Source organism: Azotobacter vinelandii CA (assembly GCF_000380335.1).
In the GTDB taxonomy this organism is placed as follows: domain Bacteria; phylum Pseudomonadota; class Gammaproteobacteria; order Pseudomonadales; family Pseudomonadaceae; genus Azotobacter; species Azotobacter vinelandii.
The window spans coordinates 4,341,971-4,366,225 of the sequence record NC_021149.1 but is presented as its reverse complement, the minus strand read 5'-3'; the positions used below and the strand labels follow the sequence as shown (position 1 = coordinate 4,366,225).

The window sequence follows — 24,255 nt, the reverse complement described above, 5'->3', positions numbered from 1 at the left end:
CTTGTGGCACGGCCTGTCAGGCCGCGCCGGATGCCCCCTTCAGGAGGCCGAGCGGAGTCGTCGCGCAAGGGGATGAGCCGCAGGGAGGCGGCGAAAGGCCCGAGGGCCATGGATGGCCCTGCGGGCCGTGCCCCTGGAGCGACGATGCAGGGAGGGAACCCGGAGCGAAGCGCAGGGCCGGATGAGGGGGTGGCCTTCTTTTTGGTTACTTTTTCTTGGCCAGACAAGAAAAAGTGACTCGGCCGGGGGGCCGAAACAGGGAGTGTCCGCCCCCTCGGCAAGCAGCCATGCCAAGGCTCACACTATCTTGCCAGTCCGATTTCAACCCTCTCGCAGTCCCACGCGATTGCCCCAAGGGTATTCGCACAGGAGCGAGGGAAACGCCCAGGCTCCCACTCCCCTTGCCGAAACCTTGAAAGGACTGCGCCTCACCCCCTCTCCCAATAGCCGGGGGTGTTGTACAGCTCCTTCAGGTAGTCGATGAAAAAACGCACCTTGGCGGGCAGGAAGCGCTGCTGGGGGAACACCGCCTGAATGTCGTATTCGGGCAGCGCGAACTCATCGAGAACCGTCACCAGTTCGCCGCGCTTGAGTTCGCCCTGGATCTCCCAGGTCGAACGCCAGCCGATGCCGATCCCCTGGCACACCCAGGAAAACAGCAGCTCGCCATCGTTGCAGGACAGGTTTCCGCCGACCTTCGCGGCGACCTGCTGCCCGTCGCGCAGGAACGTCCAGCCGCGCTGCTGCCCGCCCTGCAGCGTGAAGGCCAGGCAGTTGTGCCGGGACAGGTCCTCGAGCGTCCGGGGTTCGCCATGCCTGGCGAAATACGCCGGGGTGCCGCAGACCACCCGCCGGTTGGGGAACAGCCTGATCGCCACATAGTTGGGGTCCCGCACCTCGCCGATGCGGATTCCCATGTCGAACCCCTCGCTCACCAGGTCGACGACGCTATCGGTCAGGTTGAACGACAGCCTGAGGTTGGGAAAACGCTGCAGGAACCCCTGGGCGTGCGCAGCCACATGGCGCCGGCCGAAGGCCGCCGGCGCGGACACGGCCAGATGCCCCTTGACCAGCGAGCTGTTGCTGGCGATCTCGGCCTCGACATCGTCGAACTCGCGCAGCAACTGCCTGGCGCGCTCCAGGAAGCGCTCGCCCAGCTCGGTCAGGCGCAGGCCGCGCGTGGAGCGGTGCATCAGCTTGACGCCCAGGCGTTTCTCCAGGGCATCCAGGCGCCGCCCGAGAATCGCCGGCGTGACCCCCTCGCTCAGCGCGGCCGCGGCGAAGCTGCCCTTCTGGGCGACCTGAACGAAACTGTGCAATTCGACGTAGCGGCCCATTCGATACCCTGGATATCGACAGAATCCAATTTTCTGCTCTTCAACCTGCGGGAAGTCTAACCCAGACTCAGGCCCACTATAAAAATATCGACTCACTCAGAGAGAAGAGAAACATGGCCAAAATGAGAGCAATCGAGGCTGCCGTGCTGGTGATGCGCCGCGAAGGGATCGACACCGCGTTCGGTGTCCCCGGCGCGGCCATCAATCCGCTGTACGCGGCCCTGAACAAGATCGGTGGCATCGACCATGTACTGGCCCGTCACGTCGAAGGCGCCTCGCACATGGCCGAAGGCAATAGTCGTGCCGCCTGCGATGGCGGGCCCATGGGGCTCGCCTGTTCGAACACTCGGAGCGAGCGGATAGCGACGAAACTTGGATGATTGATGGGGATGAATCCATGACAGTGTTTAAACGAAAATCATGGATTCGATAGACGAGCATATACAGAAGTTAAAGCATTCTGTGGTTGCGTCTATAGAACGCTATTACCTAAGATTCGATTGCGATGTACCTGTCATGGGTACCTCTGACCATCATCGGACAATCTCTCGGAAGCGATCCCGAATATTTCGCCAAGGCGTTGTCGGGCGCGCGGATCTGCCGGGAAGTATTGCGGTGAATAGCAACGAAACGACGAAAGGACCCCCTATGGCCAACTCGACAGCGGAGCTCGAAGAGCTCCTCATGCAGCGATCACTGACCGACCCGCAGCTTCAGGCGGCAGCGGCGGCGGCGGCGGACTTCCGGATTCTGCCGGATGCGACGGTGATCAAGATCGGTGGACAGAGTGTCATCGATCGTGGCCGAGCGGCGGTCTATCCGCTGGTGGACGAGATCGTCGCCGCCCGCAAGAACCACAAGCTGCTGATCGGTACCGGTGCAGGCACCCGGGCCCGGCACCTCTACTCGATCGCCGCCGGGCTCGGTCTGCCGGCGGGCGTGCTCGCGCAGCTCGGCTCTTCGGTGGCCGACCAGAACGCCGCCATGCTGGGGCAACTCCTGGCGAAGCACGGTATCCCCGTGGTCGGCGGTGCCGGACTGTCGGCGGTGCCGCTTTCCCTCGCCGAGGTGAACGCCGTCGTCTTCAGCGGCATGCCGCCCTACAAGTTGTGGATGCGTCCCGCTGCCGAAGGTGTGATTCCGCCCTACCGCACCGACGCCGGCTGCTTCCTGCTGGCTGAACAGTTCGGCTGCAAGCAGATGATCTTCGTCAAGGACGAGGACGGCCTCTACACCGCCAACCCGAAGACCTCGAAGGACGCCACCTTCATCCCGAGGATCTCGGTCGACGAAATGAAGGCGAAGGGGCTGCACGACTCGATCCTCGAGTTCCCGGTGCTCGACCTCCTCCAGTCGGCTCAGCATGTCCGCGAGGTGCAGGTCGTGAACGGCCTCGTCCCCGGCAACCTGACCCGCGCGCTCGCAGGCGAGCACGTCGGCACCATCATCACCGCGAGCTGAGAACCACCGCCATGACCGACACTACCAACAGCATCAAGCACGTCATCTCGCCGCTCGCGCGCCAGACCCTGCAGGACCGCGATCTCACCCGTCCGGTCGCCGGCAAGCGCCCGATCCGCCTGCTGCCCTGGCTGCAGGTCGTCAAGATCGGTGGCCGCGTCATGGATCGTGGCGCCGATGCGATCCTGCCGCTCGTCGAGGAACTGCGCAAGCTGCTGCCCGAGCACCGCCTGCTGATCCTGACCGGTGCCGGTGTCCGTGCCCGCCACGTCTTCAGCGTCGGCCTCGACCTCGGCCTGCCGGTCGGCTCGCTCGCCCCGCTGGCTGCCAGCGAAGCCGGGCAGAACGGCCACATCCTCGCGGCGATGCTCGCCTCCGAGGGCGTCTCCTACGTCGAGCATCCGACCGTCGCCGACCAACTGGCGATCCACCTCTCCGCCACCCGCGCCGTGGTCGGCAGCGCCTTCCCGCCCTACCACCACCACGAGTTCCCGGGCTCGCGCATCCCGCCGCACCGGGCCGACACCGGTGCCTTCCTGCTCGCCGATGCATTCGGCGCGGCCGGCCTGACCATCGTCGAGAACGTGGACGGGATATACACCGCCGATCCCAATGGCCCCGATAGGGGGCAGGCACGCTTCCTGCCGGAGACGAGCGCCACCGACCTGGCGAAGTCGGAAGGCCCACTGCCGGTCGACCGCGCACTCCTCGACGTCATGGCGACCGCGCGCCACATCGAGCGCGTGCAGGTGGTGAACGGACTCGTGCCGGGTCGACTCACCGCCGCGTTGCGCGGCGAGCACGTCGGGACGCTGATCCGTACCGGTGTGCGTCCGGCCTGAGCGCTCGCTCCCTGGCCGCGCCACCCGGGTTTCCGGGCGGCGCGGCGAAACGAGCGGGGGGAGGCGTTGGATGCGAAGCGACACTGCGCTCGCCGATTTCGGCACTTTTTCGAATCCAAGAAAAAGCCCCTGAAAATTTTCAATATTTTCAGGGGCTTGTTTGGTGGAGCCGGGGGGATGAGGACCTTACGTCCGCATACTCCCGTAACTGCCTGATCTACAAGGGGCAGCCTTCCGCCATCGTCCGCACAGTGTCACACCCTGATGGGAGTGGTTGATGGTGCGGGCGAAAATAGCGTCTGCTGGGGTTGCCCGGCAACAGGATTTGAACCTGAAACCGGCTGGGGGTTGATGGTTGGTTGTTTTTTGATCAGTTTGTGTGGGCGGCTTGTAGCTCGGGCCGGGCTTCGATTAACAGGGCGTCGGTTCCTGTCACGATGATGAAGGTAGGAATGCCGGATTCCGGTCTTGTGCCCTTGAATACCTGGGTATCGGCATAAGCGTGGATCTCGACGGCGTTGATGTGCTCAATAAGGTCGACGGCGTCTTCGTACTTCAGTTGGCGATGCTGCATGGCGAGAACTCCGGGGCTTGCTGTTTGTTGAGAATGCTTTTGGTGGCGCTTGCAAGGCATCTAGGATGCGCGATCTCGTTTTTTGCAGGGGGGTGCCATTTCGCTTGATCGGCCTTTGTAGGGGCTCCTAGGAGGTCTTGCGGGGTGTTTTGGGGCGGACCCAAGCCCGGATACCTTCATAGAGGCGTTTCCCCGCCCTTTTGGCTGATTGGCTGGCATAGACCGGGCTGGATTTCAGCTGGCGAGCAGTGCTCTGCTGGTTTTTTGAACAGTAAGATGTCCATGTGCCAGGAGTGCTGATCGGCTGAATGTCGATAGCTTGATTTTTGTAGCGCTGCCGGTAATCACTGGCCATAGCCTTCCGTAGATTATTTGCAAGCCGCGAAGGTTGATCAGCCGGAATGATGGCAATGCCGTGGAGATGAAGCGGATGGTTTTCATCGCTTTCGGTGTCGCTAAACTCCAGGCAGAAGGCCATATCCTTGATGCCATGATTCCGCAGAATTGCGGAAAGGTAGTCCGTAGGGCTTTTGGGAGCCGAGAGGGCTGCTTCTGCTGTCTTGTGATCTAACCGGATGCTAATGGCGTGAGCGTTGGGCTGATGACCCAAGGCAAGCATGGCGAAGTGCTGTTTGAGTTCACCCGTTAGTCTTCGCTCCCAGTCAGGAAGATCCGAGCCAGAGGCGAGGATCTTGGCTATTTCCTTGGCAAAGCTGTTCTCTAAGTCCTTTGAGCTTTTTCGTGCTTCTTCTTCTTCTGATTTTTCTATTTTTTTCTTCTTGACTACATGCCCCTTGTGGCGGCCGGTATAGAGCCTGGCTAGAAGCCCCGCCTTTTCAGGGCTACAGGGGGTTTTGGCTGATGCCGTAGGCTGCCCTGCTTTTGGAAAATCTCCTAAAGGCCGCTCTGGCTGGCGCGGCTTTGGGATCTTTCCTGAAGGGGCTGGGTTGGTGGCAGTCATGGGTCTGAATTTCAAAAATGCGTGGCGCTTTTAGAAGCCTGTGGGTTGAGGGGCAGCGCCTTTTTCTAAGGTTTTGACAACTCACTGTCTGGTTAAAAAATGATCAGTCTGAGTCGTCGATAACGATGATGTCGTTGCCTTCTTCTGGGGTGGGTGGGGATTCTTCATCGTCAATCACTTCGCCGTTGAGAACAGCCAGCTCCCGGCGCTGGCGCTCGCGCAGCTCCTTTACGTCTTCTTCCGTCATGACCCTGACCACGAGTTCCGGTAGCTCCTCTACGTGGTGCGCTTCGTTGAGTCGGTCCAGGGGGAGCGCACGGCGCCAAACATCCTGGCTCAGCTTCAAGGCGGTTGCAGCTGCGGCGAGACCACGAAGCGCCAACTGGCCGGCCGTGGGGTCGATGGATTCGACGGCTTCGGAAACTTTCTGGCGAATCTGCTGGGCGATGGCGAAGTCATCGTTGACCATGGCCGCCGCGATCTCTTGGGCTCTGTCGAGCAGAAAGGCGTTATCGAGCAGTTGCTCTCGGGCTTGCTGAACAAGTGCAGCTTGTGCGGCGCCAGTCTTGATGCCGTGCTTCTTGGTGATTCGCCGGATGGTCGAGATTGATATATCGAGCTTCTGGGCGATGGCCGGCTCAGTCCAGCCAGCTTCCTTCATGGCCAGAATCTCGACTATCTCATTCGGGGTTTTCCGCTTGGCTCGGGGCATTGCTAGCGCTCCCTTACAAGCCGGCGAGCTTATTTAGCTCGGCTTCCAGTTTGGGCCAGTTTCGCCATACGGCTTCTCGCGAAGCGCAGGAACCGGAAAGCCTTGTGACTTCCATTCGGTTTACAGGGGCGATATCGGTGAGGGTCTTGCTGGTGGCGGCAAGGGCTTCGAGCGTGGCGGTAATGATCCTGGCAACGGTCTTAGCACGCTGGGTCTTGGCTGCTGCGGGTTGGCCTGGGGAGCGGCGAACCGAGCTAATCCCGTGAGAACGGCAGAGGTGATAGGCGCTATCTTTCGTCCAGTTCTCGGCGCGGGGAGCGAACAGGTCGAGGTAGGTAGCGAGTTGGCTATAGCTGCCCTTGTCGTCGCGCATGAAGTCGCGGGCAAGTTCAACGGCTTTGGGGCTGTACGGCATGGTATTGCCTCTATGTGGTGATGATCATTCCGGGTTCCTCAAATCTCGCAATGGTTATGGTTGTGTTTAAGGTCGCTCTATGGCGGCTTCCTAAACTCGCTTGTTTCGGTTTCTTATGTCAAGTGTTTCTATGTGTAAGGATTGGATCATAGATTTTATGCATAAGAGCGGCAGGCACGTTTAACTGCTGCTGTGGATATTTGGAAGTGGGCGGCGGTGCCGCTGATCGTCTCTCCGGTTTCCTTTCTCCAGGCTGCGACGGCCTTGTCGTCGATCTGTTTGGGCGCTCCGAGCTTCTTGCCTTCCGCCTTGGCGCGATCAATGCCGGCCCGCTGGCGGGCTTTGATGTTGGAGCGCTCAAGCTCGGCAACAGCGGCCAGCATGGTGAGCATGGCCTTGCCTATTGGACTGGCAAGGTCGAATCCTTCACGCAGAGAAATGATTGCTACGCCTTTGGCTTGTAACGCCTCTACGGTTTCGAGCACGTCGATGGTGTTCCGGCCAAGGCGGTCGATGGCAGCAACGATCAAGGTGTCACCGGAGCGGGCGAACGAAAATAGCTTTGCGAAGCCGGGGCGTTGGAGCGCCTTGGTTGCGCCGCTGGTGGCCTCATCGAAGAACCAGTGGCCATCGGCAATGCTATGGCGCTGTTCGATAGCATGGCGTTGTGCATTGATGGTTTGCCCGTCAGTAGATACGCGGGCATAGGCGAGGGTAGCGGTCATGATTAGGGGCTCTGATGTATGGATCAAAATACTGGCTCAGAATTTAGCGTCTGGCTCAGAAGTTTTCAACAGATTTGATCCAGGCTGGAGCCTGCATTCTTTCGCTGTTGGGAGAGCGCCGTTTGTATGGCTCAAAAGGTGTACTTTATGAGCTATGCGGCCAGTGGCCGCTCTGGCTGTGCGGCCTGATAATCTTCGCCGTCTGTAGTGCTAGCTAGAAAAGCCAGCAAATGAGTTATGCGGCGGAAAGGAAAGGCATGGCTAATTTGCATGCTGATAAAAAGTGGGCTGTGTTCAGGGCGCGGATCATTGAGCTGGATAGTGGCGCTTGCTTAGAGTGCGGCCGCACTGAGGCGGATGGTGTCGTTCTTCAAGTCCACCACAAGCACTACATTCGAGGGCGTAAGCCATGGGAGTATGACCCATCGGACTGCGAAACCTTATGCAAGGGCTGTCATGCTAGGGAGCATGGCGAGATCAGGCCGAGCACAGGTTTGGAGTACATCGGGGAAGATGATCTTGGCGATCTCTTCGGCACCTGCGAGCTTTGCGATACCGCTATTCGTTATGTCCACCATATACAGCATCCTCACTGGGAGCCAATGGGGGTGGGCACAGACTGCTGTGACAATCTAACGGGCACGGAAGAAGCTACGAAAGCACGAAAGAGGCTCGGGCGACTCAGAAGGTTCCTGACTTCGTCCAAGTGGTCAGAGAAGGGAGGCAGGCACACGATACAGCACAAGGGATACAAGGCTGCCATCGTAGCACAAGCCCATTTTTTCCGGCTTGAGATAGATGATGTCTTTGGCAAGCAGGATCACGAAACTCTCATTGAGGCGAAAGAGTTCTTATTTGACTTCATTGATAGTGGGCAGGCTGCTGAGTTCTTTGAGCGCTGGAAGGCAAGAGCCAAGCGTTAGCACTCGCTCTTGGCTCTCCAACGGCTTGGCCTCATATCGTGCGTGGGTACTTGCGACGGTGGCTAGCGATACTCTTGGTCAGAGTGTCGCCGAAGCGGTCCACGAAGTCAGGTTTGTAGCCCTTGAGCCGCTGGATAGCTTCCGGGACCGGCATCAACAAGAGCGCGTCAAGTTTGAGTTCGATAGTTGGGCCGTTGTCGTAATGACGGCCTTGCACGTCTTTTTCCCTGTGTCCGGTAATGGCGTTGATAAGGGTCTGTTTCAGCTCCTGACCGCCGCGCTCGGCGTTCCTGAGAGTTGTTACCAGTGTGTGCCGGAATGAATAAATCGACTTGCCGTCCCTTGGCTGGTGGACGCCAGTTGTAACCAGATAGCCGTCTGGCGCTTCGTTGAAGAACTTCCCGGCGCGCTTTGTCCAGCCCTCTTTGTTGGCGTCCGTGTCGTGCCGGGGCTCCATGTAGGTCAGCCCGTCGCCGAATAGTTTCTTCTGCCTGTCCTGGGCTTGGCTGGCCACATAGTCGAGAAAGCCAAGTTCGATTAGGCAAGGATGAATCGGAACTTGGCGGGCTTCCCCTGTCTTGATCCGTTTGGCCTCGAAGGCTTTCGGGTCGTCCTCACAAAAATCGAAGCACGGGTGGCCGTTGATAGCCCGGATGTCGGCCGTGTCGAGCTGGGTGATTTCGCCGGTGCGTGCGCCGGTGAAATAGGCGACCAGTGGCAACCAGTACCAGAACGGATATGCCTTGGTTCGCCTGGGGATGTCGCCCTGGTAGATCCAGCCCGAAAATATCTTTTCCAGGTCAGATGGCGTGAAAATTGCCTTGGATGAGCGGCTGCCGGCGGTCGTGCGCTCTTGGATCGGTGGAATGTCTAGATCATCCGGGCTGATGGTGGTCAGCTCCAAGAAGCGCGCATAGGTCTGGAGCTGCTTTATCGAGGCGATGACGGCGGTTGTCCGTTCATGCCCGGTCATGAGCGCCGGATCGTCCGTTAGAAGCTCGGCGAGCGGAGTTTGAGGGTCTGGGGCAACGGATACCGTGACTCCGGCTTTCATGCGGCGGGCTGCGTCATAAGCGGCCTGCCAGTCGCGCTTTGAGAGCTGGCATACAGGCTTGTGCTGGGTGAGCACAGTCATAACCCTGGCGCGTCGCTCGCGTTCTTCAAGGGTGCCCCCGTGCCGTGCCTGGCCCCCGGTCGCTGCGATGTCGGCCCGGTCGCGTTCGAGCTGATGTTGCCAAACTTGGTACAGGGTCCAGTCTGCCATGGCTGGATCGAAGGTCGGAGCCGGTGCTGGCGCCGGTGCAGGGGCAATGGCGCTCTTGATCAGCTCGTCCCGGAGCCTGGGGAGTATCTGCCGCAGCTCTGTGGGCTGGTAGGGCTTGGAAAGCTCCAGAAGCCGGGAGGCAAGCGGCTCCTGATCGGTAGGAATGGCGCGGCCGTAGGCGCCAGCAAGAAGGCGTTCAACTTCCCGGCGCCGTTGTCGGGCCTCAATCTGTTCGTCGGTAAGGATCGGCTCCGGCGGGGTGTTGCTCGGTTGATCCGACCATGCGCCGGCTGCCGGTAGGTCCAGCTCTTCCAAGAGCTTGATGTCTTCCTCGGTTAGAACGTCGTCGCCGTCCCTGGTAGTCGTCATGCTGCTGATCGCCTTGTCGAATGCCGTTTCGTATCTGACCGCGAACTGGCGGGCTCGTTTGATGGCAAGTCGCCGGCTGTCGGTCTTGAGGCTGCGTCTGACTTCGCGCTTGCTGTTGATCAGGGTGCGCAACGGGGCCGGAATGACCATTCGGAAGTAGAAGGTTCCGTGGCGGTTCTTGGTCAGGTAGGAGGGGGAGGGCTTCATGCCGGGCGCCTGTGTGGTGCCCCATGCGAATGTGACCGCTCAGTGTCTCACCTGCTGGAAATGGCAGGCCCAGACAGCGCAAAGCCCCGGAAATCGGGGCTCTGTGCTTTGTGTGGTGGAGCCGGGGGGATTTGAACCCCCGTCCGCCAGCTCTCCGCTATCGGTTCTACATGCTTAGCCCTGTCTATTGAGTTAACCCATTGCGGCCCGACGGGCAGGGTGCTTTGGGCGAGCTGTATGAGTTTTAGCCGTTACGTCTACAGCGAACTTGGCGGCGATCCTGTTCTATCTGACAGTCTCTTCGGGTTTACAGGCATCCCCTGGAGACTGCTGGGGCATTAAGCCGCCAGAGCGTAGTTGTCGTCGTTGGCAACTATGAGTTTGTAGCAGTGGATTTACGAGTTCTGCCACCAACTCGGCATGCCCCTCAAGTTTCGTTACCGGCGTCGAATCCTAATCGGCCCCAAAACCCTAGGTGGTGGATCAAGTCTACGGCAAATGGCTCGGTGCGTCGACTGCCGAGACTGGCGAAATTCGCCGGCGGGCTGCTATATGATGCTTCTTCCGATGTCGCCGGGTGACGAGACTTTTCCATGCCTCGGGCAACGCGATACCCCTTGCGCCAGTGGCTCTGGCGCGCCTTCATACAGTGCGCCCTGATTCCCTTGCTATTGGTGGAAGTCGTGCTGGTCGGCGCCTATTTGCTGAGCAATGCCGCCATGCGCGATGCTCAACTCGGGCATCTGGAAGAACGGGTGGAGCAGGGACTGGCCGATACCCTGCAGCGCGAGGCGAAGATCATCGATCGGGATCTGCAGGAGATAGCGCGGCAGACGAGGATCTTTTGCGGCGCCGTCGCCCATGCCCTGCAGGAGCGCGGCTTCCGGCCGGATGCCGTGGAGCGGGCCAGGCACGTGGTCGGCCCGAACGGGCTGTTCTACAGTCGCAACGGCGAGGGGCGCGCGGCTTCGTTCTATGTGAAGGACACGCCGCCCGAGCGCCAGGATCACGCCAAGGCCCTGCGTCTGTCGCGTCTCGACGGGCTGATGCGCTCGATCGAGGAGGCCGGCCCGCCGGTGATCGCGGTCCATTTCCGTAGCCGGGATGGCTATATCCGCAGCTATCCGTTCTTTGATGTGCTGCAGCGGGATCTCGGCGACAGGCCGTCTCCCGGATACGGCTTCTATTCGCGTGCCGACGAGACCCGCAACCCGACACGCGAGCCGCTGTGGACCGCGCCCTATCGTGATGAGGACGGGCGCTGGCGGGTATCCTCGATCGCTCCGGTCTATCACGGCGATTTCCTGGAAGGCGTGGTCGGCCTGGAGATCGATCTCGAGCACCTGCTCGCCGACATCGGCGATCTGGGTGTGCCCTGGCAGGGGCACGCTATGCTGGTCGACGAGAGTGGCAACGTCATGCTCCTGCCGGGACAGCGCGGGGCTTCGGGCGATTCCGTGGTCAATGCGCCACGCTATCTGCGCGAGGTGGGGCTCCTGCTGCCGGCGGCCGGAGCCGAAGGGGAGATACGCTCGGCGCTGTTCGACGGACGCGAGCATCTGCTGGCCTGGAGGGGGATTTCCCAGGCCGGCTGGCGCCTGCTGCTGGTCGTGGACAAGAGTCGGCTTCTCCAACCGACTCGTGCCCTGGCTGCCCACTACCAGAAGATGGGCTATCTGCTGATCGCCGGCCTGATACTGTTCCATGCGTTGTTCCTGGGGCTCTGGTGGCGCCGTTCGCGTCGTCTGAGCCGCGAACTCGAGCAGCCGATCAACGGCATCGTCGAAATGCTGCGGCACTCGGGTCGGGACCAGTGGCAGGCGGGAGACGGGCCGCTTTCGCCGCTGCGTACCAGCCGGATCGAAGAACTGAACGCGATGGCCAATGCGGTGCGCAGCAGCGATCGCCAATTGCAGGCCAGCGAGGCAGAGCGCTCCAGAGCCCAGCGCCTGCTGGAGGTAGTGATGGAGCACACCACCGAGAGCCTTTGGGAAATCGTCGCGGAAAAGAGTCTGATCCGGGTGAGCAGCCGTTTCGCCCGGCGTTTCGCCCTGGACTCCGAGTGCGTGCCTCTCGAGGTGTTCAACCGGCTGGTCCATCCGGACGACATGGAGCGCCTCAGGCAGCGTCGCGAGAGTTTCTTCAGCGGCATGGACGGGGTCTACGAGGTGGAATACCGCTGTATCGACCGCGCCGGCCAGTACGTCTGGCTGCTGTCCCGTGGCCAGGCGCTGGAGTGGGACGCTCGTGGCCGGGTGCTGCGTTCGGCGGGTACCCATGTGGACATTTCCCGGCTGAAGGCGGTGGAGGGGGATCTGCGGCGCGCCACCCTGGAAGCCCAGGATGCCAGCCGGGCGAAGAGTCGCTTCCTGTCCAGCATGAGCCACGAGCTGCGCACGCCGTTGAACGCGGTGCAAGGCTTCGCCCAGTTGATCGAACTGGAGGTGGAGGGCAAGCCCGACTCGGGCCCGATCGGCGAATATGCCCGGGAAATCGTCAAGGCCAGCCGGCATCTCACCGCGCTGGTGGACGATATCCTCGATCTCTCCACGCTGGAGGGGCGTCGTCAGCAATTGCATATCCGGCCGGTCGAGGTCGGCGCCATGCTGGCCGGTTGCGCCGAACTGGTCCAGCCGCATATCCGCGAACGTCAGTTGCAACTGCAACTGATACCCATGTGCCGGCCCCTCTACGTACAGGCCGACTCCCGCCGCCTGCAGCAGATTCTGCTGAACCTGCTGTCCAATGCGATCAAGTACAACTGCCCGCAGGGCCGCATCACGCTCGGCTACGAGGTGCGTTCGGACTGTGTGCGGATCTGGGTCAAGGACACCGGACCGGGGCTCGATGCCGAGCAGCAGAGCCAGTTGTTCCAGCCTTTCCAGCGTCTCGGCCGGGAAAGCTCGAACATTCCGGGGTCCGGTATCGGTCTGGTGCTGTGCCACGAGCTGGCGAGCATGATGAACGGCAGCATGGGCTTCTACAGCGAGCCCGGACACGGTTGCCGCTTCTGGATCGATCTGCCGGGGGCGGCGCCGCCCGAGGATCAGCGGATGCCGTCCGGCGGACCGCCGACCGGGCAGGCCGAGCGGGTCGAGGACGACTCCTGAAAGCATGGTCGGCGGGGCGTCCCTGCCCCGGTGGGATCAGACCGGACGGGCCTTGGCGCGGCTGACCCGATCGACCAGGTAGACCAGCCCGTGGTAGTCAAGGCCACTGTGCCGGCTGAGACCGATCTCGCAGGTGCGACTGGTGGAAATGCCTTCCTCGCAATACTGCACCGCCTCCTTGAGGGTACGCAGGGCGTTGGCGTTCAGCTCGGGGCTGGTGAAGCCCTTGTCGCCGGCGAAGCCACAGCAGTGGATGCCTTCCGGAACCACTACTTCGCGGGCGCAGCGCCGGGCGATGTCGATCAAGGCCTCGGCCTCGCCCAGATGCTGGGTGCTGCAGGTGACATGCACGGCGATCGGCGTTTCCTGCGGCTCGAAGTCCAGCCGTTCGAGCAGGAAGGTGCGGATGAACTTCACCGGATCGAAGACCTGCAGGCGCGGGTCGATCTGCTCCCTGACCAGCCGCAGGGTGCAGGGGCTGGTGTCGCAATAGATCGGATCGAGACCGCCGCGACTGGCTTCGAGCAGGGCGTCGAGAGTTTCCCGGCGCTTGCGCTCGGCCTGTTCGGGATAACCCTTGGAAGCGAACGGCTGGCCGCAGCAGAGCTTGTCCAGGCCTTTCGGGAAGACCACCTGGTAACCGGCCTTTTCCAACAGGGCGCGGGTCTTGTCGAGCAGCGGTACCTGTTCACGGTCGTCGCCGGCCGGGCCCATGGCGCGCGATACGCAGGCGGCCAGATAGACCACCCGTGGTCGCTCGTCGGGCTGCGCTGCGGCGGGCCGCTTCAGCCGCACTGGCTGTGGCATGGCCGGCGTCCACTGCGGCAGATGCCCGCCGCTGATCCGCGACAGAACGCCGCTGAGCTTCTCCAGGCGCGGCGCACCGAGCAGACGCCGCGCGCTGTCGGCGGCGAGCAGCACCAGGCGCGAGGCGCGCACGCTGGCGGCGAAGTGCTCGGCCAGCCAGTCGGCGGTTCCGGCATGGCCGGCATCCAGGCCGCGCAGCTTGCGCACCAGGTCGCCGGTGTTGATCCCCACCGGACAGCGCTGGGCGCACAGGCCGGTGGCCGCGCAGGTGTCGATGCCCTGGTAGCGGTAGGCTTTTTCCAGAGCAGTGCTGCCGGCGTTGTCGCGCCGCCTGGCCTGGATGTCGCGCCACATGACGATGCGCTGGCGCGGCGTCAGGGTCAGGCCGCGGGACGGGCAGACCGGCTCGCAGAAGCCGCACTCGATGCACTTGTCGACGATCTCGTCGGCGGCCGGCAATGGCTTGAGGTTCTTCAGGTGGAGCTCGGGATCTTCCGAGAGCACCACGTCGGGGTTGAGGATGCCCTTGGGGTCGAGCAGGCGCTTGATCTTCCACATCAACTGGTAGGCATCGTGACCCCATTCCAGCTCGACGAAGGGCGCCATGTTGCGTCCGGTACCGTGCTCGGCCTTCAGCGAGCCGCCGAACTCCACCGCCACCAGTTGCGCCACCTCCTGCATGAAGGCCTCGTAGCGAGCGATCTGGGCCGGCTCGTCGAAGCCCTGGGTGAAGACGAAGTGCAGGTTGCCTTCCAGGGCATGGCCGAACAGGATCGCCTCGTCGTAGCGGTGCTTCTCCAGGAGCTGGATCAGCCGGTTGACGCCCTCGGCCAGGCGCTCGATGGGGAAGGTGACGTCCTCGATGATCACCGTGGTGCCGGTTCTGCGCACCGCGCCGACCGCCGGGAAAGTGTCCTTGCGGATCTTCCACAACTGGTTGTAGACGGCCGGGTCGCTGCTGAAGTCGACCTGTTTCTCCACCGGGAAGTCGGCGATGGAGGCCATGATCCGCTCGATCTGCTCGGCCAGCAGCGAGGGGCCGGAGGCGCGGGTCTCGATCAGCAGGGCGCAGGCGGTGGCGGACAGGCTCTTCACCCAGTCCGGCATGCCTTTCATGTTCTCCACCGAGCGCAGGCTGCGCCGGTCCAGGAGTTCCACCGCCGAGACCGGCTGCTGCTTGAGCACCGGCACGGCGTTGCAGCAGGTCTCCACGTCGGGGAAGACGATCAGTGCGCTGGCCTTGTGCGGGTGTTCGGGCACGGTGTGGTAGGTCACCGCGCTGATGAAGCCCAGGGTGCCTTCGGAGCCGACCATCAGGTGGGTGAGGATGTCCAGCGGCTGGTCGTAGTCGACCAGCGCGTTGAGCGACAGGCCGGTGGTGTTCTTCAGGCGGTACTTGTGACGGATCTTCGCCGCCAGCGCTTCGTCGGCGCGGGTCTGCCGGCCCAGTTCGGCGAGCCGTTCGAGCAGTTCGCCATGGCTGGCCTGGAAGCGGGCCACGCTGAGCGGGTCCTCGGTGTCCAGCACGCTGCCGTCGGCCAGCACCAGGCGCAGAGCGGCGAGGGTGTGGTAGCTGTTCTGCGCGGTGCCGCAGCACATGCCGCTGGAGTTGTTGGCGACGATGCCGCCGATCTTGGCCGCGTTGATCGAGGCCGGGTCCGGGCCGATCTTGCGTCCCAGCGGGGCCAGCACGGCGTTGGCATGGGCGCCGATGACGCCGGGCTGCAGGCGGATCTGCGCACCGCCGTTGCGGATGTCGCGGCCGTTCCAGTGCTCGCCGAGGACGATCAGCACCGAGTCGGTCACCGCCTGGCCGGAGAGGCTGGTGCCGGCGGCGCGGAAGGTCACCGGCACGCGGGAGGCAGAGGCCAGGCGCAGCAGCTTGACCACTTCGGCTTCGCTCTCGACGCGCACGACCAGCTTGGGAATCAGCCGGTAGAAACTGGCGTCGGTGCCGAAGGCCAGGGTCGACAGCGGATCGTCGAAGCGCCGCTCGCGGGGAATCAGGCGCTCGACGGCGCTAATAAAGGAAGCGGGCAGGTTCATGCATCCTCCAGGATCAACACGACCAGATCCTTGGGCCCGTGGGCGCCGTAGGCCAGCACCTGCTCGATATCGGCGGTCTTCGACGGGCCGGAGACCAGCAGGGCGTTGGTCGGCATGCCGGCCGCCCACTGCTGTTTCCGCTGCACCTCGAGGAAGTTGTCGTAGACCTCGCTGGCCTTGAGCAGAGCGAAGTGTACCGGTGGCACCAGGCTCATGAGGCGCGGCTCCTCGCGGGTCGGCCAGAGGATCAGGCTGCCGGTGGCGGCGATGGCGCCGAGGCTGCCGGTCAGGCTGGCCGGGGTGTCGTCGAACAGCTCGGCCTTCCATTCCTCGATCGGCCGGTCGTAGGCCTTGAGCCGCGGCAGGCCCTCGCGTCCGGCGAAATGCGCGGCGAGCTGCGCACCGTGGGCGGTGGCCGGGGCGATCAGCAGGCTGGGCAGTTGTTTGTCGGCCAGCAGCTTTTCCAGCAGCGCCGGCCAGTCGGCCGTGGTGGTCAGGTGGGTTTCGGTGTGCACCGCTTCCATCAGTTGGCGCAGGCGCGGGATGCGTTCGGCGGCCGGGTAGCTCCAAGGCCGGGTCACCAGGTCCGCGTCGTAGTCGTCGGCCACCGGCGCGGTGCCTTCGAGGCTTTTTCTCAACTTGGCGAGGATATTGGCTTTGGCCGACATCATTTTCCCTCCAGGTGCTCGCGGGCCAGCTCGTGCAGCGAGCGGGCGGCCGGTTTCGGTGCGCTGTGGTTCTGCGTCCAGGGGCCGAGGTGGCCGGGCGTCAGGCCGCGCAGGCGGGTGGCGAAGAAGCCGAAGGCGCGGTAGAGCGGGGGCGAGGTGTTGAGCAGTCGCCAGCCCTTCCACAGCAGGCGTTCGCGCGGCGAGTACTTGCTGCCCTGGCCGCGCATGACCTTGTGCGGGTCGTCGGGGCGCTTCACGTTCTCCTCGCGCAGGCGGCGCAGCAGCGCGGGGATCGGGATTTTCACCGGACAGACCTCGCCGCAGGCGCCGCACAGCGAGGAAGCGCTGGGGTGGTCGGGGGTGTTTTCCAGGCCCATCAGGTGCGGCGAGATGATCTTGCCGATCGGCCCGGGATAGACGGTGCCGTAGGCCTGGCCGCCGATCCGGGTGTACACCGGGCAGTGGTTCATGCAGGCGCCGCAGCGGATGCAGTTGAGGGTCTGGCGCAGCTCGCCGTCGGCGAAGGCCTGGCTGCGGCCGTTGTCCAGCAGCACCAGATGCACTTCCTGCGGGCCGTCCAACTCGCTGGCCTTGCGCGGCCCGGAGATCATGTTGACGTAGGTGGTGATGCCCTGGCCGAGCGCCGAGCGGGTCAGCAGCGAGAGCAGCGGCACCACGTCGCGCAGGTTCTCGACCACCTTCTCGATGCCGGTGACCGCGATGTGCACCGGCGGCACCGTGGTGGACATGCGGCCGTTGCCCTCGTTTTCCACCAGAAGCAGGGTGCCGGTTTCGGCCACTGCGAAGTTGACCCCGGAGACGCCGATGTCGGCCTCGAAGAACTTCTGGCGCAGCACGCGCCGGCCGGTCTGGATCAGCGCGTCGACGTCCTCGGTGTAGGGCTCGCCGAGCTTGTCGTGGAACAGATTGGCCACTTGCCGGGCGTTCTTGTGGATCGCCGGCATGATGATGTGGGTGGGCTTCTCGTGGTCGAGCTGGATGATGTACTCGCCCATGTCCGACTCCAGGGCCTCGATGCCGTGGCTTTCGAGGAAATGGTTCATCTCCATTTCCTCGCTGACCATCGACTTGCCCTTGATCACCTGTCTGGCCCCATGGGTCTCGGCGATCCGCAGGACGATGGCGTTGGCTTCGTCCACCGTTTCCGCCCAGTGCACCTTGACCCCGTTGCGGGTCAGGTTGGTCTCCAGTTGCTCGAGCAGTTCCGGCAGCTTGGACAGGGCGCGGGCGCGTACGTGGTTGCCCATCTCGCGCAGGTGTTCGCGTTCGTACTCGTCCGGCATCGCGGCCAGGCGCTTGGCCATCAGCGAGTCCATGGCCTTGCGCATGTTGCCGCGCAACTGGGTGTCGCCGAGGGCGTCGTGGGCGTTGTGCTTGAGGTCGCGGCTGGAGAGTTCCAGCGCCGGGATACGGGCCTGGCTGTTCATTCGGCACCTCCGGTGCGTTTCCAGAGGAAGCTGGCCAGGTGCTGGCCGCGCAGCGTCTCGTTCTGTTTCTCCAGCGCGCCATTGATATTGAGCAGGCAGCCGCAGTCGGCGCTGACCACCGCGGCGGCGCCGGATTCCTTCAGGGCGTGGGTCTTGTCGGCGACCATGGCGCCGGAAATGTCCGGCATGCGTACGCTGAAGGTGCCGCCGAAGCCGCAGCATTCGCTCTCGTGGTCGTGCTCGACGCGCTCGACCCGTTCCAGTTGGGCGAGCAGGGCGCGGCCGTGCAGGTGGGTATTCATCTCGCGGCGCGCCGAGCAGGAGGTGTGCAGGGCGATGCGGGTCGGCTGGCCGCGGTCCTTGAACTCGACCTTGCAGACGTGCAGGAGGAACTCGGCCAGTTCGAAGGTGCGCGCGGCCAGGGCCTGCACCTGGCGCAGGGTGGCCGGCTCGTCCTTGAACAGCTCGGCGTAATGGTGGCGAATCATCCCAGCGCAGGAGCCGGACGGCACCACCAGCGGCCAGTCCTCGGCGAACAGCGCGAGCTGGGCGCGGGCGACCTCTCGCGCCTCGTCGGTGTAGCCCGAGGTGTAGGCCGGCTGGCCACAACAGCTCTGTTCCTGCGGGAAGTGCACCTTGATGCCTTCGCGTTCGAGCAGGCGGATGGCGTCGAGGCCGGCCTCTGGGAAGAACAGGTCGAGCACGCAGGTGCCGAACAGGTAGGCGTTGCCCGGTTTCTGCGCCGGGTAGCGGCGCGCTTCGGGCAGGGGCTGCGCCACGCGGGTGGCGTTGGGCGCGGCGTTGTAGAAGAGTTCGCTCATCAGGCATGTCTCCGGGAGGCCCGGTTTGGAATGGCCGGCGCGGAGGAAGTCCCGGCACCGGCCGTTTATTCAAGCAGGCCGAAGTTGGCCGGCAAAACCCAGCAGCGAGCCGCTGGCAAGGTGGCGAAGGGTTTTGCCGGCGCCTTCTCAGTGCACCAGCATGCCGGTGAACACGTAGGCCTGGGCCAAGGTGATCAGGCCGACGAAGGCGGCGAAGATCAGGCTGTGCTTGAGGGTGAAACGGAACAGGTCCGACTCCTTGCCGACCAGGCCGGTGGCGGCGCAGGCCACGGCGATCGATTGCGGCGAAATCATCTTGCCGGTCACGCCGCCGCTGGTGTTGGCCGCCACCATCAGGGTGTCATTGACGCCGATCTGGTGCGCAGTGGTGGCCTGCAGCGAGCTGAACAGGGCGTTGGCCGAGGTATCCGAGCCGGTGAGGAACACACCCAGCCAGCCCAGGAACGGCGAGAAGAACGGGAACAGTGCACCGGTTCCGGCCAGTACCAGCGCCATGGTTGCTGACATGCCGGAGTAGTTGGTGACGAAGGCGAATCCCAGCACCATGCCGATGGATAGGATGGGCCATCTCAGCTCCAGCAGCGTTTCCTTGAAGCTGGTCAGACCAATTTTCGGAGCAATTTTTAGTACTGCCATGGAAATCAGGGCAGAGAAGAAGATCGCCGTGCCGGTGGCCGAGATCGGATCGAACTTGAACACCGCTGCCATGGGTGCCGGAGCGGTGACGATCGGAGTCATCTTGATCACCAGTTGATCCAGGTGCGGAATGGGCAGCAGCAGGACCAGGCTGTCCAGCGCTCCGCCCGGTACGAACAAGGCCTTGAAGGGTTTCAAGGTCCAGAGGGTCACCAGGCCGGTGAGGATCAGGAACGGCGACCAGGCCTTGAAGATCTGGCCCAGAGTGTAGGGGGATGGCTCGGTGGGACGGCTGCCGCCGAAACGTCCCATCACTGCCGCGCCTCCGGCGGAAATGCCGACCACTTCGGTTTCTTCGGCAGACTTGGGTTGCCAGGCCTTGAGGAACAGGGTCAGGCACACCAGGCTGACCAGTGCCGAAGTGATATCGGGCAATTCCGGGCCGATGTAGTTGGAGGTGAAGTACTGAGTGATGGCGAAACTGGCGCCTGCCACCAGTGCGGCCGGCCAGGTTTCCTTGATGCCGCGCCAGCCGTCCATCATCGCCACCAGCCAGAACGGCACGATGACCGACAGGAAGGGCAATTGGCGACCGGCCATGGCGCCGATGTCAAAGGCATCGATGCCGGTGACCTGGCCGGCGACGATGATCGGAATGCCGAGGGCGCCAAAGGCTACCGGTGCGGTGTTGGCGATCAGGCACAGGCCAGCGGCATACAGCGGGTTGAGGCCGAGGCCGACCAGCAGGGCGGCGGTGATCGCCACCGGCGCACCGAAGCCTGCCGCTCCCTCGAGGAAAGCGCCGAAGGAGAAGCCGATCAGCAGTACCTGCAGGCGCTGGTCGCCGGTGATCGAGAGCACCGAACTGCGAATGATCTCGAACTGACCGCTTTTCACCGTCAGTTTGTAGAGAAAGACGGCGGCGACAATGATCCAGGCGATCGGCCACAGGCCATAGGCGAAGCCATAGCCGGCGGCGGCCAGGGCCATGTCGGCCGGCATGTCGTAGGCGAGGATGGCGACCAGGAGCGAGAGCCCCAGGGTGATGCTGCCCGCCACGTGTCCCTTGAGGCGGAACACGGCCAGGGCGAGGAAGAAGAATATGATCGGGATAAGAGCGGCCAGCGCCGACAGGCCGAGGCTGCCAAGCGGCGTGTAAAGCTGTTGCCAGGCTTGCATAGGGGGTCCCCCTTGATTGTTCTTGGATGGGATCGACGACTCGGTGCGACGCGCCCTGGCCATACCTCGGTCGGGCTCGGGTGTTCCGGACTGGGTGGAGGGCCGCAGCCGGTTTTGTCGCCGCAGTTGATAAATTGGTAATACCAATTTACAGTGTCGCCGGACAAGATTAGTTTTTATGCGGGGACCGTGTCAATTTGTCCCCTTGCGACTTTTGTCGCCAGTCTCTTCCAGGCCTTGTTATTACTGGGCTTGAGCGTCCTGGGCAGGCTTCGCGGGAGAGCCGGGGCGGCTGGTGATAGGTAGGTTGCTAACTGGTCAAGCCAGTAGTGCAGTGGACTGAGGAGGAAGACAATGGGATTCGGTCCGGTCCGACAGCGCCGTCTGTCGGACGATATCGTTGCGCGCCTGGAGGCGATGATTCTCGAAGGCTCGCTCAAGGCGGGCGAGCGTCTGCCGGCAGAGCGTGCACTGGCCGAGCAGTTCGGCGTGTCGCGCCCCTCGCTGCGCGAGGCGATCCAGAAGCTGGCGGCGCGCGGCCTGCTGGTCAGCCGGCAGGGCGGGGGCACCTATGTGGCCGAGTCGTTGGGCTCGACCTTCAGCGATCCGTTGCTGCAGTTGCTGGAAAGCAGTACCGAGGCGCAGCGCGACTTGCTGGAATTCCGGCATACCCTGGAGGGTGCCTGTGCCTTCTATGCGGCACTGCGCGCCACGCCGCTGGACCATGAGCGCCTGCGCGCCGCCTTCGAGCGCTTGCAGCGTTGTTACGACTCCCCGGTGCCCGGCGGCGGCCCCGAGGAAGGACTGGCCGATGCGCATTTTCATCTGGCGATCGCCGAGGCCAGCCACAATGCCGTGCTGCTGCACACCATCAAGGGGCTGTTCGATCTGCTCAGACGCAATGTGGTGACCAATATCGGCGGCATGTATGCCCAGCGCGGCGAAACCCGCGACATGCTGTTGCAGCAGCACCGCGAACTGTACGAGGCGATCGTCGGAGGGCGGGCCGAGGAGGCGCGGGAAGTGTCCAGCCGGCATATCCACTATGTGCAGGAGGTGCTGGCCGAGGTGCAGCGGGAAGCGCAGCGCGAGGCGCGGGCGCGCCGCCGTCAGGGATTGGCCGAAAGCTGAGGGCGCGCGCCATGCATGGCGCTGCCCCAGGGTCAGTCTTCCTTGCCCTTGCTGCGTATGGCGCGCTGGATTTCCCGGTCGGAGTCCCGGGCCTTCTCGGTGTCGCGCTTGTCGTATTCCTTCTTGCCCTTGGCCAGGGCGATCTCGCACTTGATCAGATGTTTCTTCCAGTACAGCGAGAGGGCGACGCAGGCGTAGCCTTTCTGCTGGACGGAGCCGAACAGCCTGCCGAGCTCGCGCTTGTGCAGCAGCAGCTTGCGGGTACGGGTGGGGTCGGCGATCACATGGGTGCTGGCCGTCTTCAGGGGCGTGATATGGCTGCCCATCAGCCAGGCCTCGCCATCCTTGAGCAGCACGTAGCTGTCGACCAGTTGTGCCTTGCCGGCGCGCAGGCTCTTCACTTCCCAGCCGGACAGGGCCAGGCCGGCCTCGAACTTCTGTTCGATGAAATAATCGTGCAGCGCCTTCTTGTTTTGCGCGATGTTGCCCTGAGGGTGTTTCTTTTGCTTAGCCATAGGGCGCGCATTATAGGCAGTTGCAGGCGGGCTGGCGACACCGAGCTTGAGGGGGGGCGGTTAATTTCGGACAATGCCCGATCGCTTCTGCATGCAGCGGCGGCCAGGGTGCACCGGAGTTCCGCCGGCTGCGTCCTTCGCATGGGCCATGGCATCCCTTCGCGGAGCTGCGGGCGTCAGGCGTGCCGCCCTGTTTGCCCGCGAATCGACGAAGTAACCGAGAGCTATTGAATGGCGACGCGTATACACCGCTCGGCACTGCTGCCCTTTCCGGCGCGTGCCCTTTACGACCTGGTCAACGACGTGGCGCGCTACCCGGATTTTCTCCCCTGGTGCAGCGCTGCCGAAGTGCTGGAGGTCGGCGAGACGCATATGCGTGCCCGGCTGGAGGTGGCCAAGGGCGGATTGAGTCAGCGCTTTCTCACCCGGAACACCCTGCAGCCGGGGCGAAGCATCGAGATGAACCTGGAGGAGGGGCCCTTTGCCCACCTGCATGGTCTCTGGGAGTTCAAGGCGCTCGGCGAGAAAGCCTGCAAGATCAGTCTCGACCTGACTTTCGACTACTCCGGGCCGCTGATCAAGGCGACTCTCGGGCCGCTGTTCAACCAGGCGGCCAATACCCTGGTGGATGCCTTTTGCGAACGGGCCAAGCAACTGTATGGATAAACGGAACATCGCCGTGGAGGTGGTGTATGCCCTGGCTGATCGACAGAAGCTCGTCAGTCTGAGCGTGCCATGCGGCACCACGGTACGCGAGGCGGCGTTGCGCTCGGGGCTCGACCGGGACTTTCCCGGTCTGGATCTGGCGAACAGTCCCCTGGGCGTTTTCGGCAAGGTAGTGCCCGGAGCGGAAGAGCGCGTGCTGGAGGAGGGCGAGCGGGTGGAGATCTATCGTCCGTTGATCGCCGATCCGAAGGAGATTCGCAAACTGCGAGCAGCCAGGGCCGCCGGGGCCAGGGCGGGCGGAAGGCCGGCGGATTAGCGGGCTTCGGCCTGGCGGCGGGCTTATTGCGGGCTGGGGTCCAGGGGTTCCGGTGTCGGTACGGGTTCGCTTTCCGCCTCGTCCACTTCGCGCTGGATCTCTTCGAGCAGGGAGCCGGGTTTGATCGGTTCTTCGGCTTCTTCGGTCGGTGCCTTCCTGATGACGGTGCCGCCGCTGCCGCCCATGATTTCCTCTTCGCGTGTGGTGCCGGGGAGGAAGTCGCCGGCCAGGCCGATCAATAGATCGTTGGTGTCGAATACCAGACTGACTCGCTCCTGCAGACGCTGGCCGCCCCCGGGTTTTATGCTGTACAGGTAATCCCAGCGGTCCGGATGGAAGGTGTCGGTGATCAGAGGGCTTCCCATGACAAACCGGACTTGCCGGCGGGTCATTCCGGGGCGCAACTGGTCTATCATGTCCTGCGTCACGACATTGCCCTGCTGAATGTCGATTTTGTACACCCCGGGAATCGTGCAGCCGGCAAGCGCGAGCAGGCCCACGAGGGGTAGACTGGTCAGCATGAGCTTGGTGTTTTGCATTACTGGGAGAGTTCCACTATCTGCTGGGGCGACGAATCCCTGATAATACCCGCATTGAAGGAGGCTGCGAAGCAGCAGCAAGAAAGCCGACCATGGTTGAAAATAACGAACTGCGTAAAGCCGGTCTGAAAGTTACCCTGCCGCGCGTCAAGATCCTGCAGATGCTCGACTCTGCCGGACATCGCCATATGAGCGCGGAGGATGTCTACAAGGCGTTGATGGAGGCCGGGGAAGACGTGGGGCTGGCGACGGTCTATCGGGTGCTGACCCAGTTCGAGGCGGCTGGGCTGGTGGTGCGCCACAACTTCGATGGCGGACATGCGGTATTCGAGTTGGCCGACAGCGGTCACCACGACCACATGGTGTGTGTGGATTCTGGCGAAGTGATCGAGTTCTACGATCCGGATATCGAGAAATTGCAGCGGGAAATCGTCAAGCGGCACGGCTTCGAACTGGTCGATCACAACCTGGTGCTTTACGTGCGCAAGAAGTCTTGAGGCCGGCCGGTCCGTCGCACGAGCGGAAAGGCGGCCGGTAGGCCGCCTTATGATCGGCCGCTCGT

The 24,255-nt window shown here is 63.1% G+C and carries 22 protein-coding genes, 1 other RNA gene and 1 pseudogene; 9 read left to right on the top strand and 15 right to left on the bottom strand.

What is annotated here, in order from left to right; all coding sequences use genetic code 11:
• Positions 1 to 428: 428 nt before the first annotated feature.
• Positions 429 to 1,337, bottom strand: a complete 909-nt coding sequence (locus tag AVCA_RS19690; protein WP_012702813.1) for a LysR family transcriptional regulator — start codon at positions 1,335 to 1,337, stop codon at positions 429 to 431.
• 113 nt (positions 1,338 to 1,450) lie between these two features.
• Between AVCA_RS19690 and AVCA_RS19685 the strand changes: the two are divergent.
• The 3 genes and pseudogenes from AVCA_RS19685 to AVCA_RS19675 form a co-directional block, all read left to right on the top strand.
• Positions 1,451 to 1,639 (top strand): annotated as a pseudogene (locus AVCA_RS19685) (thiamine pyrophosphate-binding protein); the annotation flags it as partial.
• Positions 1,640 to 1,985: 346 nt separating this feature from the next.
• Complete coding sequence (locus AVCA_RS19680; RefSeq protein ID WP_041807406.1) at positions 1,986 to 2,798, top strand: molybdenum storage protein subunit beta; 813 nt, start codon at positions 1,986 to 1,988, stop codon at positions 2,796 to 2,798.
• Positions 2,799 to 2,809: 11 nt separating this feature from the next.
• Positions 2,810 to 3,640 carry a molybdenum storage protein subunit alpha gene (locus tag AVCA_RS19675; RefSeq protein WP_012702809.1) on the top strand — a complete coding sequence of 277 codons (831 nt, stop codon included), beginning with the start codon at positions 2,810 to 2,812 and terminating at the stop codon, positions 3,638 to 3,640.
• A 370-nt stretch (positions 3,641 to 4,010) separates the two neighbouring features.
• Here the strand turns inward: AVCA_RS19675 and AVCA_RS19670 are convergent, their stop codons facing one another.
• The 5 genes from AVCA_RS19670 to AVCA_RS19655 form a co-directional block, all read right to left on the bottom strand.
• Positions 4,011 to 4,214, bottom strand: coding sequence for a hypothetical protein (locus AVCA_RS19670; RefSeq protein ID WP_012702808.1), 204 nt, complete (start codon positions 4,212 to 4,214; stop codon positions 4,011 to 4,013).
• A 127-nt stretch (positions 4,215 to 4,341) separates the two neighbouring features.
• Positions 4,342 to 5,175: a hypothetical protein gene (locus tag AVCA_RS26915; RefSeq protein ID WP_236616275.1), complete on the bottom strand. Its 834-nt coding sequence runs from the start codon at positions 5,173 to 5,175 to the stop codon at positions 4,342 to 4,344.
• Positions 5,176 to 5,278: 103 nt separating this feature from the next.
• Positions 5,279 to 5,887, bottom strand: a complete 609-nt coding sequence (locus AVCA_RS19665) for a helix-turn-helix domain-containing protein (protein WP_236616273.1) — start codon at positions 5,885 to 5,887, stop codon at positions 5,279 to 5,281.
• Positions 5,888 to 5,900: 13 nt separating this feature from the next.
• Positions 5,901 to 6,302: a hypothetical protein gene (locus tag AVCA_RS19660; RefSeq protein WP_041807623.1), complete on the bottom strand. Its 402-nt coding sequence runs from the start codon at positions 6,300 to 6,302 to the stop codon at positions 5,901 to 5,903.
• Positions 6,303 to 6,457: 155 nt separating this feature from the next.
• A complete protein-coding gene (locus AVCA_RS19655; RefSeq protein WP_012702805.1) occupies positions 6,458 to 7,027 on the bottom strand; it encodes a recombinase family protein in 570 nt (189 codons plus the stop codon).
• Between the two features lie 257 nt (positions 7,028 to 7,284).
• Between AVCA_RS19655 and AVCA_RS26200 the strand changes: the two genes are divergently transcribed.
• Positions 7,285 to 7,950, top strand: coding sequence for an HNH endonuclease (locus tag AVCA_RS26200; protein ID WP_050764400.1), 666 nt, complete (start codon positions 7,285 to 7,287; stop codon positions 7,948 to 7,950).
• A gap of 31 nt (positions 7,951 to 7,981) precedes the next feature.
• On the opposite strand, the gene AVCA_RS19645 is transcribed toward AVCA_RS26200, so the two are convergent.
• Together AVCA_RS19645 and ssrA are read right to left on the bottom strand one after the other, a co-directional pair.
• Entirely contained in the window at positions 7,982 to 9,790 is a 1,809-nt protein-coding gene (locus AVCA_RS19645; RefSeq protein ID WP_012702803.1) for a site-specific integrase, read from the bottom strand.
• Between the two features lie 113 nt (positions 9,791 to 9,903).
• Positions 9,904 to 10,255, bottom strand: a transfer-messenger RNA (tmRNA) gene (gene ssrA, locus AVCA_RS24075).
• A 128-nt stretch (positions 10,256 to 10,383) separates the two neighbouring features.
• On the opposite strand from ssrA, the gene AVCA_RS19640 reads away from it, so the two are divergent.
• Entirely contained in the window at positions 10,384 to 12,900 is a 2,517-nt protein-coding gene (locus tag AVCA_RS19640) for a sensor histidine kinase (RefSeq protein WP_236616272.1), read from the top strand.
• Positions 12,901 to 12,936: 36 nt separating this feature from the next.
• On the opposite strand, the gene AVCA_RS19635 is transcribed toward AVCA_RS19640, so the two are convergent.
• The 5 genes from AVCA_RS19635 to AVCA_RS19615 all read right to left on the bottom strand — a co-directional run bounded on the left by AVCA_RS19635 (position 12,937) and on the right by AVCA_RS19615 (position 20,526).
• Positions 12,937 to 15,753, bottom strand: a complete 2,817-nt coding sequence (locus AVCA_RS19635) for an FAD-binding and (Fe-S)-binding domain-containing protein (RefSeq protein WP_012702800.1) — start codon at positions 15,751 to 15,753, stop codon at positions 12,937 to 12,939.
• Complete coding sequence (locus AVCA_RS19630; RefSeq protein WP_012702799.1) at positions 15,750 to 16,421, bottom strand: LutC/YkgG family protein; 672 nt, start codon at positions 16,419 to 16,421, stop codon at positions 15,750 to 15,752. Before AVCA_RS19630 ends, AVCA_RS19635 begins: the two co-directional genes overlap by 4 nt.
• Positions 16,421 to 17,869, bottom strand: coding sequence for a LutB/LldF family L-lactate oxidation iron-sulfur protein (locus AVCA_RS19625; RefSeq protein ID WP_012702798.1), 1,449 nt, complete (start codon positions 17,867 to 17,869; stop codon positions 16,421 to 16,423). Before AVCA_RS19625 ends, AVCA_RS19630 begins: the two co-directional genes overlap by 1 nt.
• On the bottom strand, positions 17,866 to 18,690 hold the full coding sequence (locus AVCA_RS19620; RefSeq protein WP_012702797.1) for a (Fe-S)-binding protein: 825 nt from the start codon (positions 18,688 to 18,690) through the stop codon (positions 17,866 to 17,868). The genes AVCA_RS19625 and AVCA_RS19620 overlap by 4 nt, the downstream gene beginning before the upstream one ends.
• A 147-nt stretch (positions 18,691 to 18,837) precedes the next feature.
• A complete protein-coding gene (locus AVCA_RS19615; RefSeq protein WP_012702796.1) occupies positions 18,838 to 20,526 on the bottom strand; it encodes a lactate permease LctP family transporter in 1,689 nt (562 codons plus the stop codon).
• Between the two features lie 354 nt (positions 20,527 to 20,880).
• Between AVCA_RS19615 and AVCA_RS19610 the strand changes: the two genes are divergently transcribed.
• Positions 20,881 to 21,657: an FCD domain-containing protein gene (locus AVCA_RS19610; protein WP_012702795.1), complete on the top strand. Its 777-nt coding sequence runs from the start codon at positions 20,881 to 20,883 to the stop codon at positions 21,655 to 21,657.
• A gap of 32 nt (positions 21,658 to 21,689) precedes the next feature.
• Here the strand turns inward: AVCA_RS19610 and smpB are convergent, their stop codons facing one another.
• Positions 21,690 to 22,172, bottom strand: coding sequence for an SsrA-binding protein SmpB (smpB, locus tag AVCA_RS19605; RefSeq protein WP_012702794.1), 483 nt, complete (start codon positions 22,170 to 22,172; stop codon positions 21,690 to 21,692).
• Between the two features lie 231 nt (positions 22,173 to 22,403).
• Between smpB and AVCA_RS19600 the strand changes: the two genes are divergently transcribed.
• On the top strand, positions 22,404 to 22,838 hold the full coding sequence (locus AVCA_RS19600) for a type II toxin-antitoxin system RatA family toxin (RefSeq protein WP_012702793.1): 435 nt from the start codon (positions 22,404 to 22,406) through the stop codon (positions 22,836 to 22,838).
• Positions 22,831 to 23,154, top strand: coding sequence for an RnfH family protein (locus AVCA_RS19595; protein ID WP_012702792.1), 324 nt, complete (start codon positions 22,831 to 22,833; stop codon positions 23,152 to 23,154). The genes AVCA_RS19600 and AVCA_RS19595 overlap by 8 nt, the downstream gene beginning before the upstream one ends.
• A gap of 23 nt (positions 23,155 to 23,177) precedes the next feature.
• Here the strand turns inward: AVCA_RS19595 and AVCA_RS19590 are convergent, their stop codons facing one another.
• Entirely contained in the window at positions 23,178 to 23,693 is a 516-nt protein-coding gene (locus tag AVCA_RS19590; RefSeq protein ID WP_012702791.1) for an outer membrane protein assembly factor BamE, read from the bottom strand.
• 92 nt (positions 23,694 to 23,785) lie between these two features.
• On the opposite strand from AVCA_RS19590, the gene fur reads away from it, so the two are divergent.
• A complete protein-coding gene (gene fur / locus AVCA_RS19585) occupies positions 23,786 to 24,190 on the top strand; it encodes a ferric iron uptake transcriptional regulator (protein ID WP_012702790.1) in 405 nt (134 codons plus the stop codon).
• Positions 24,191 to 24,255 lie beyond the last annotated feature (65 nt).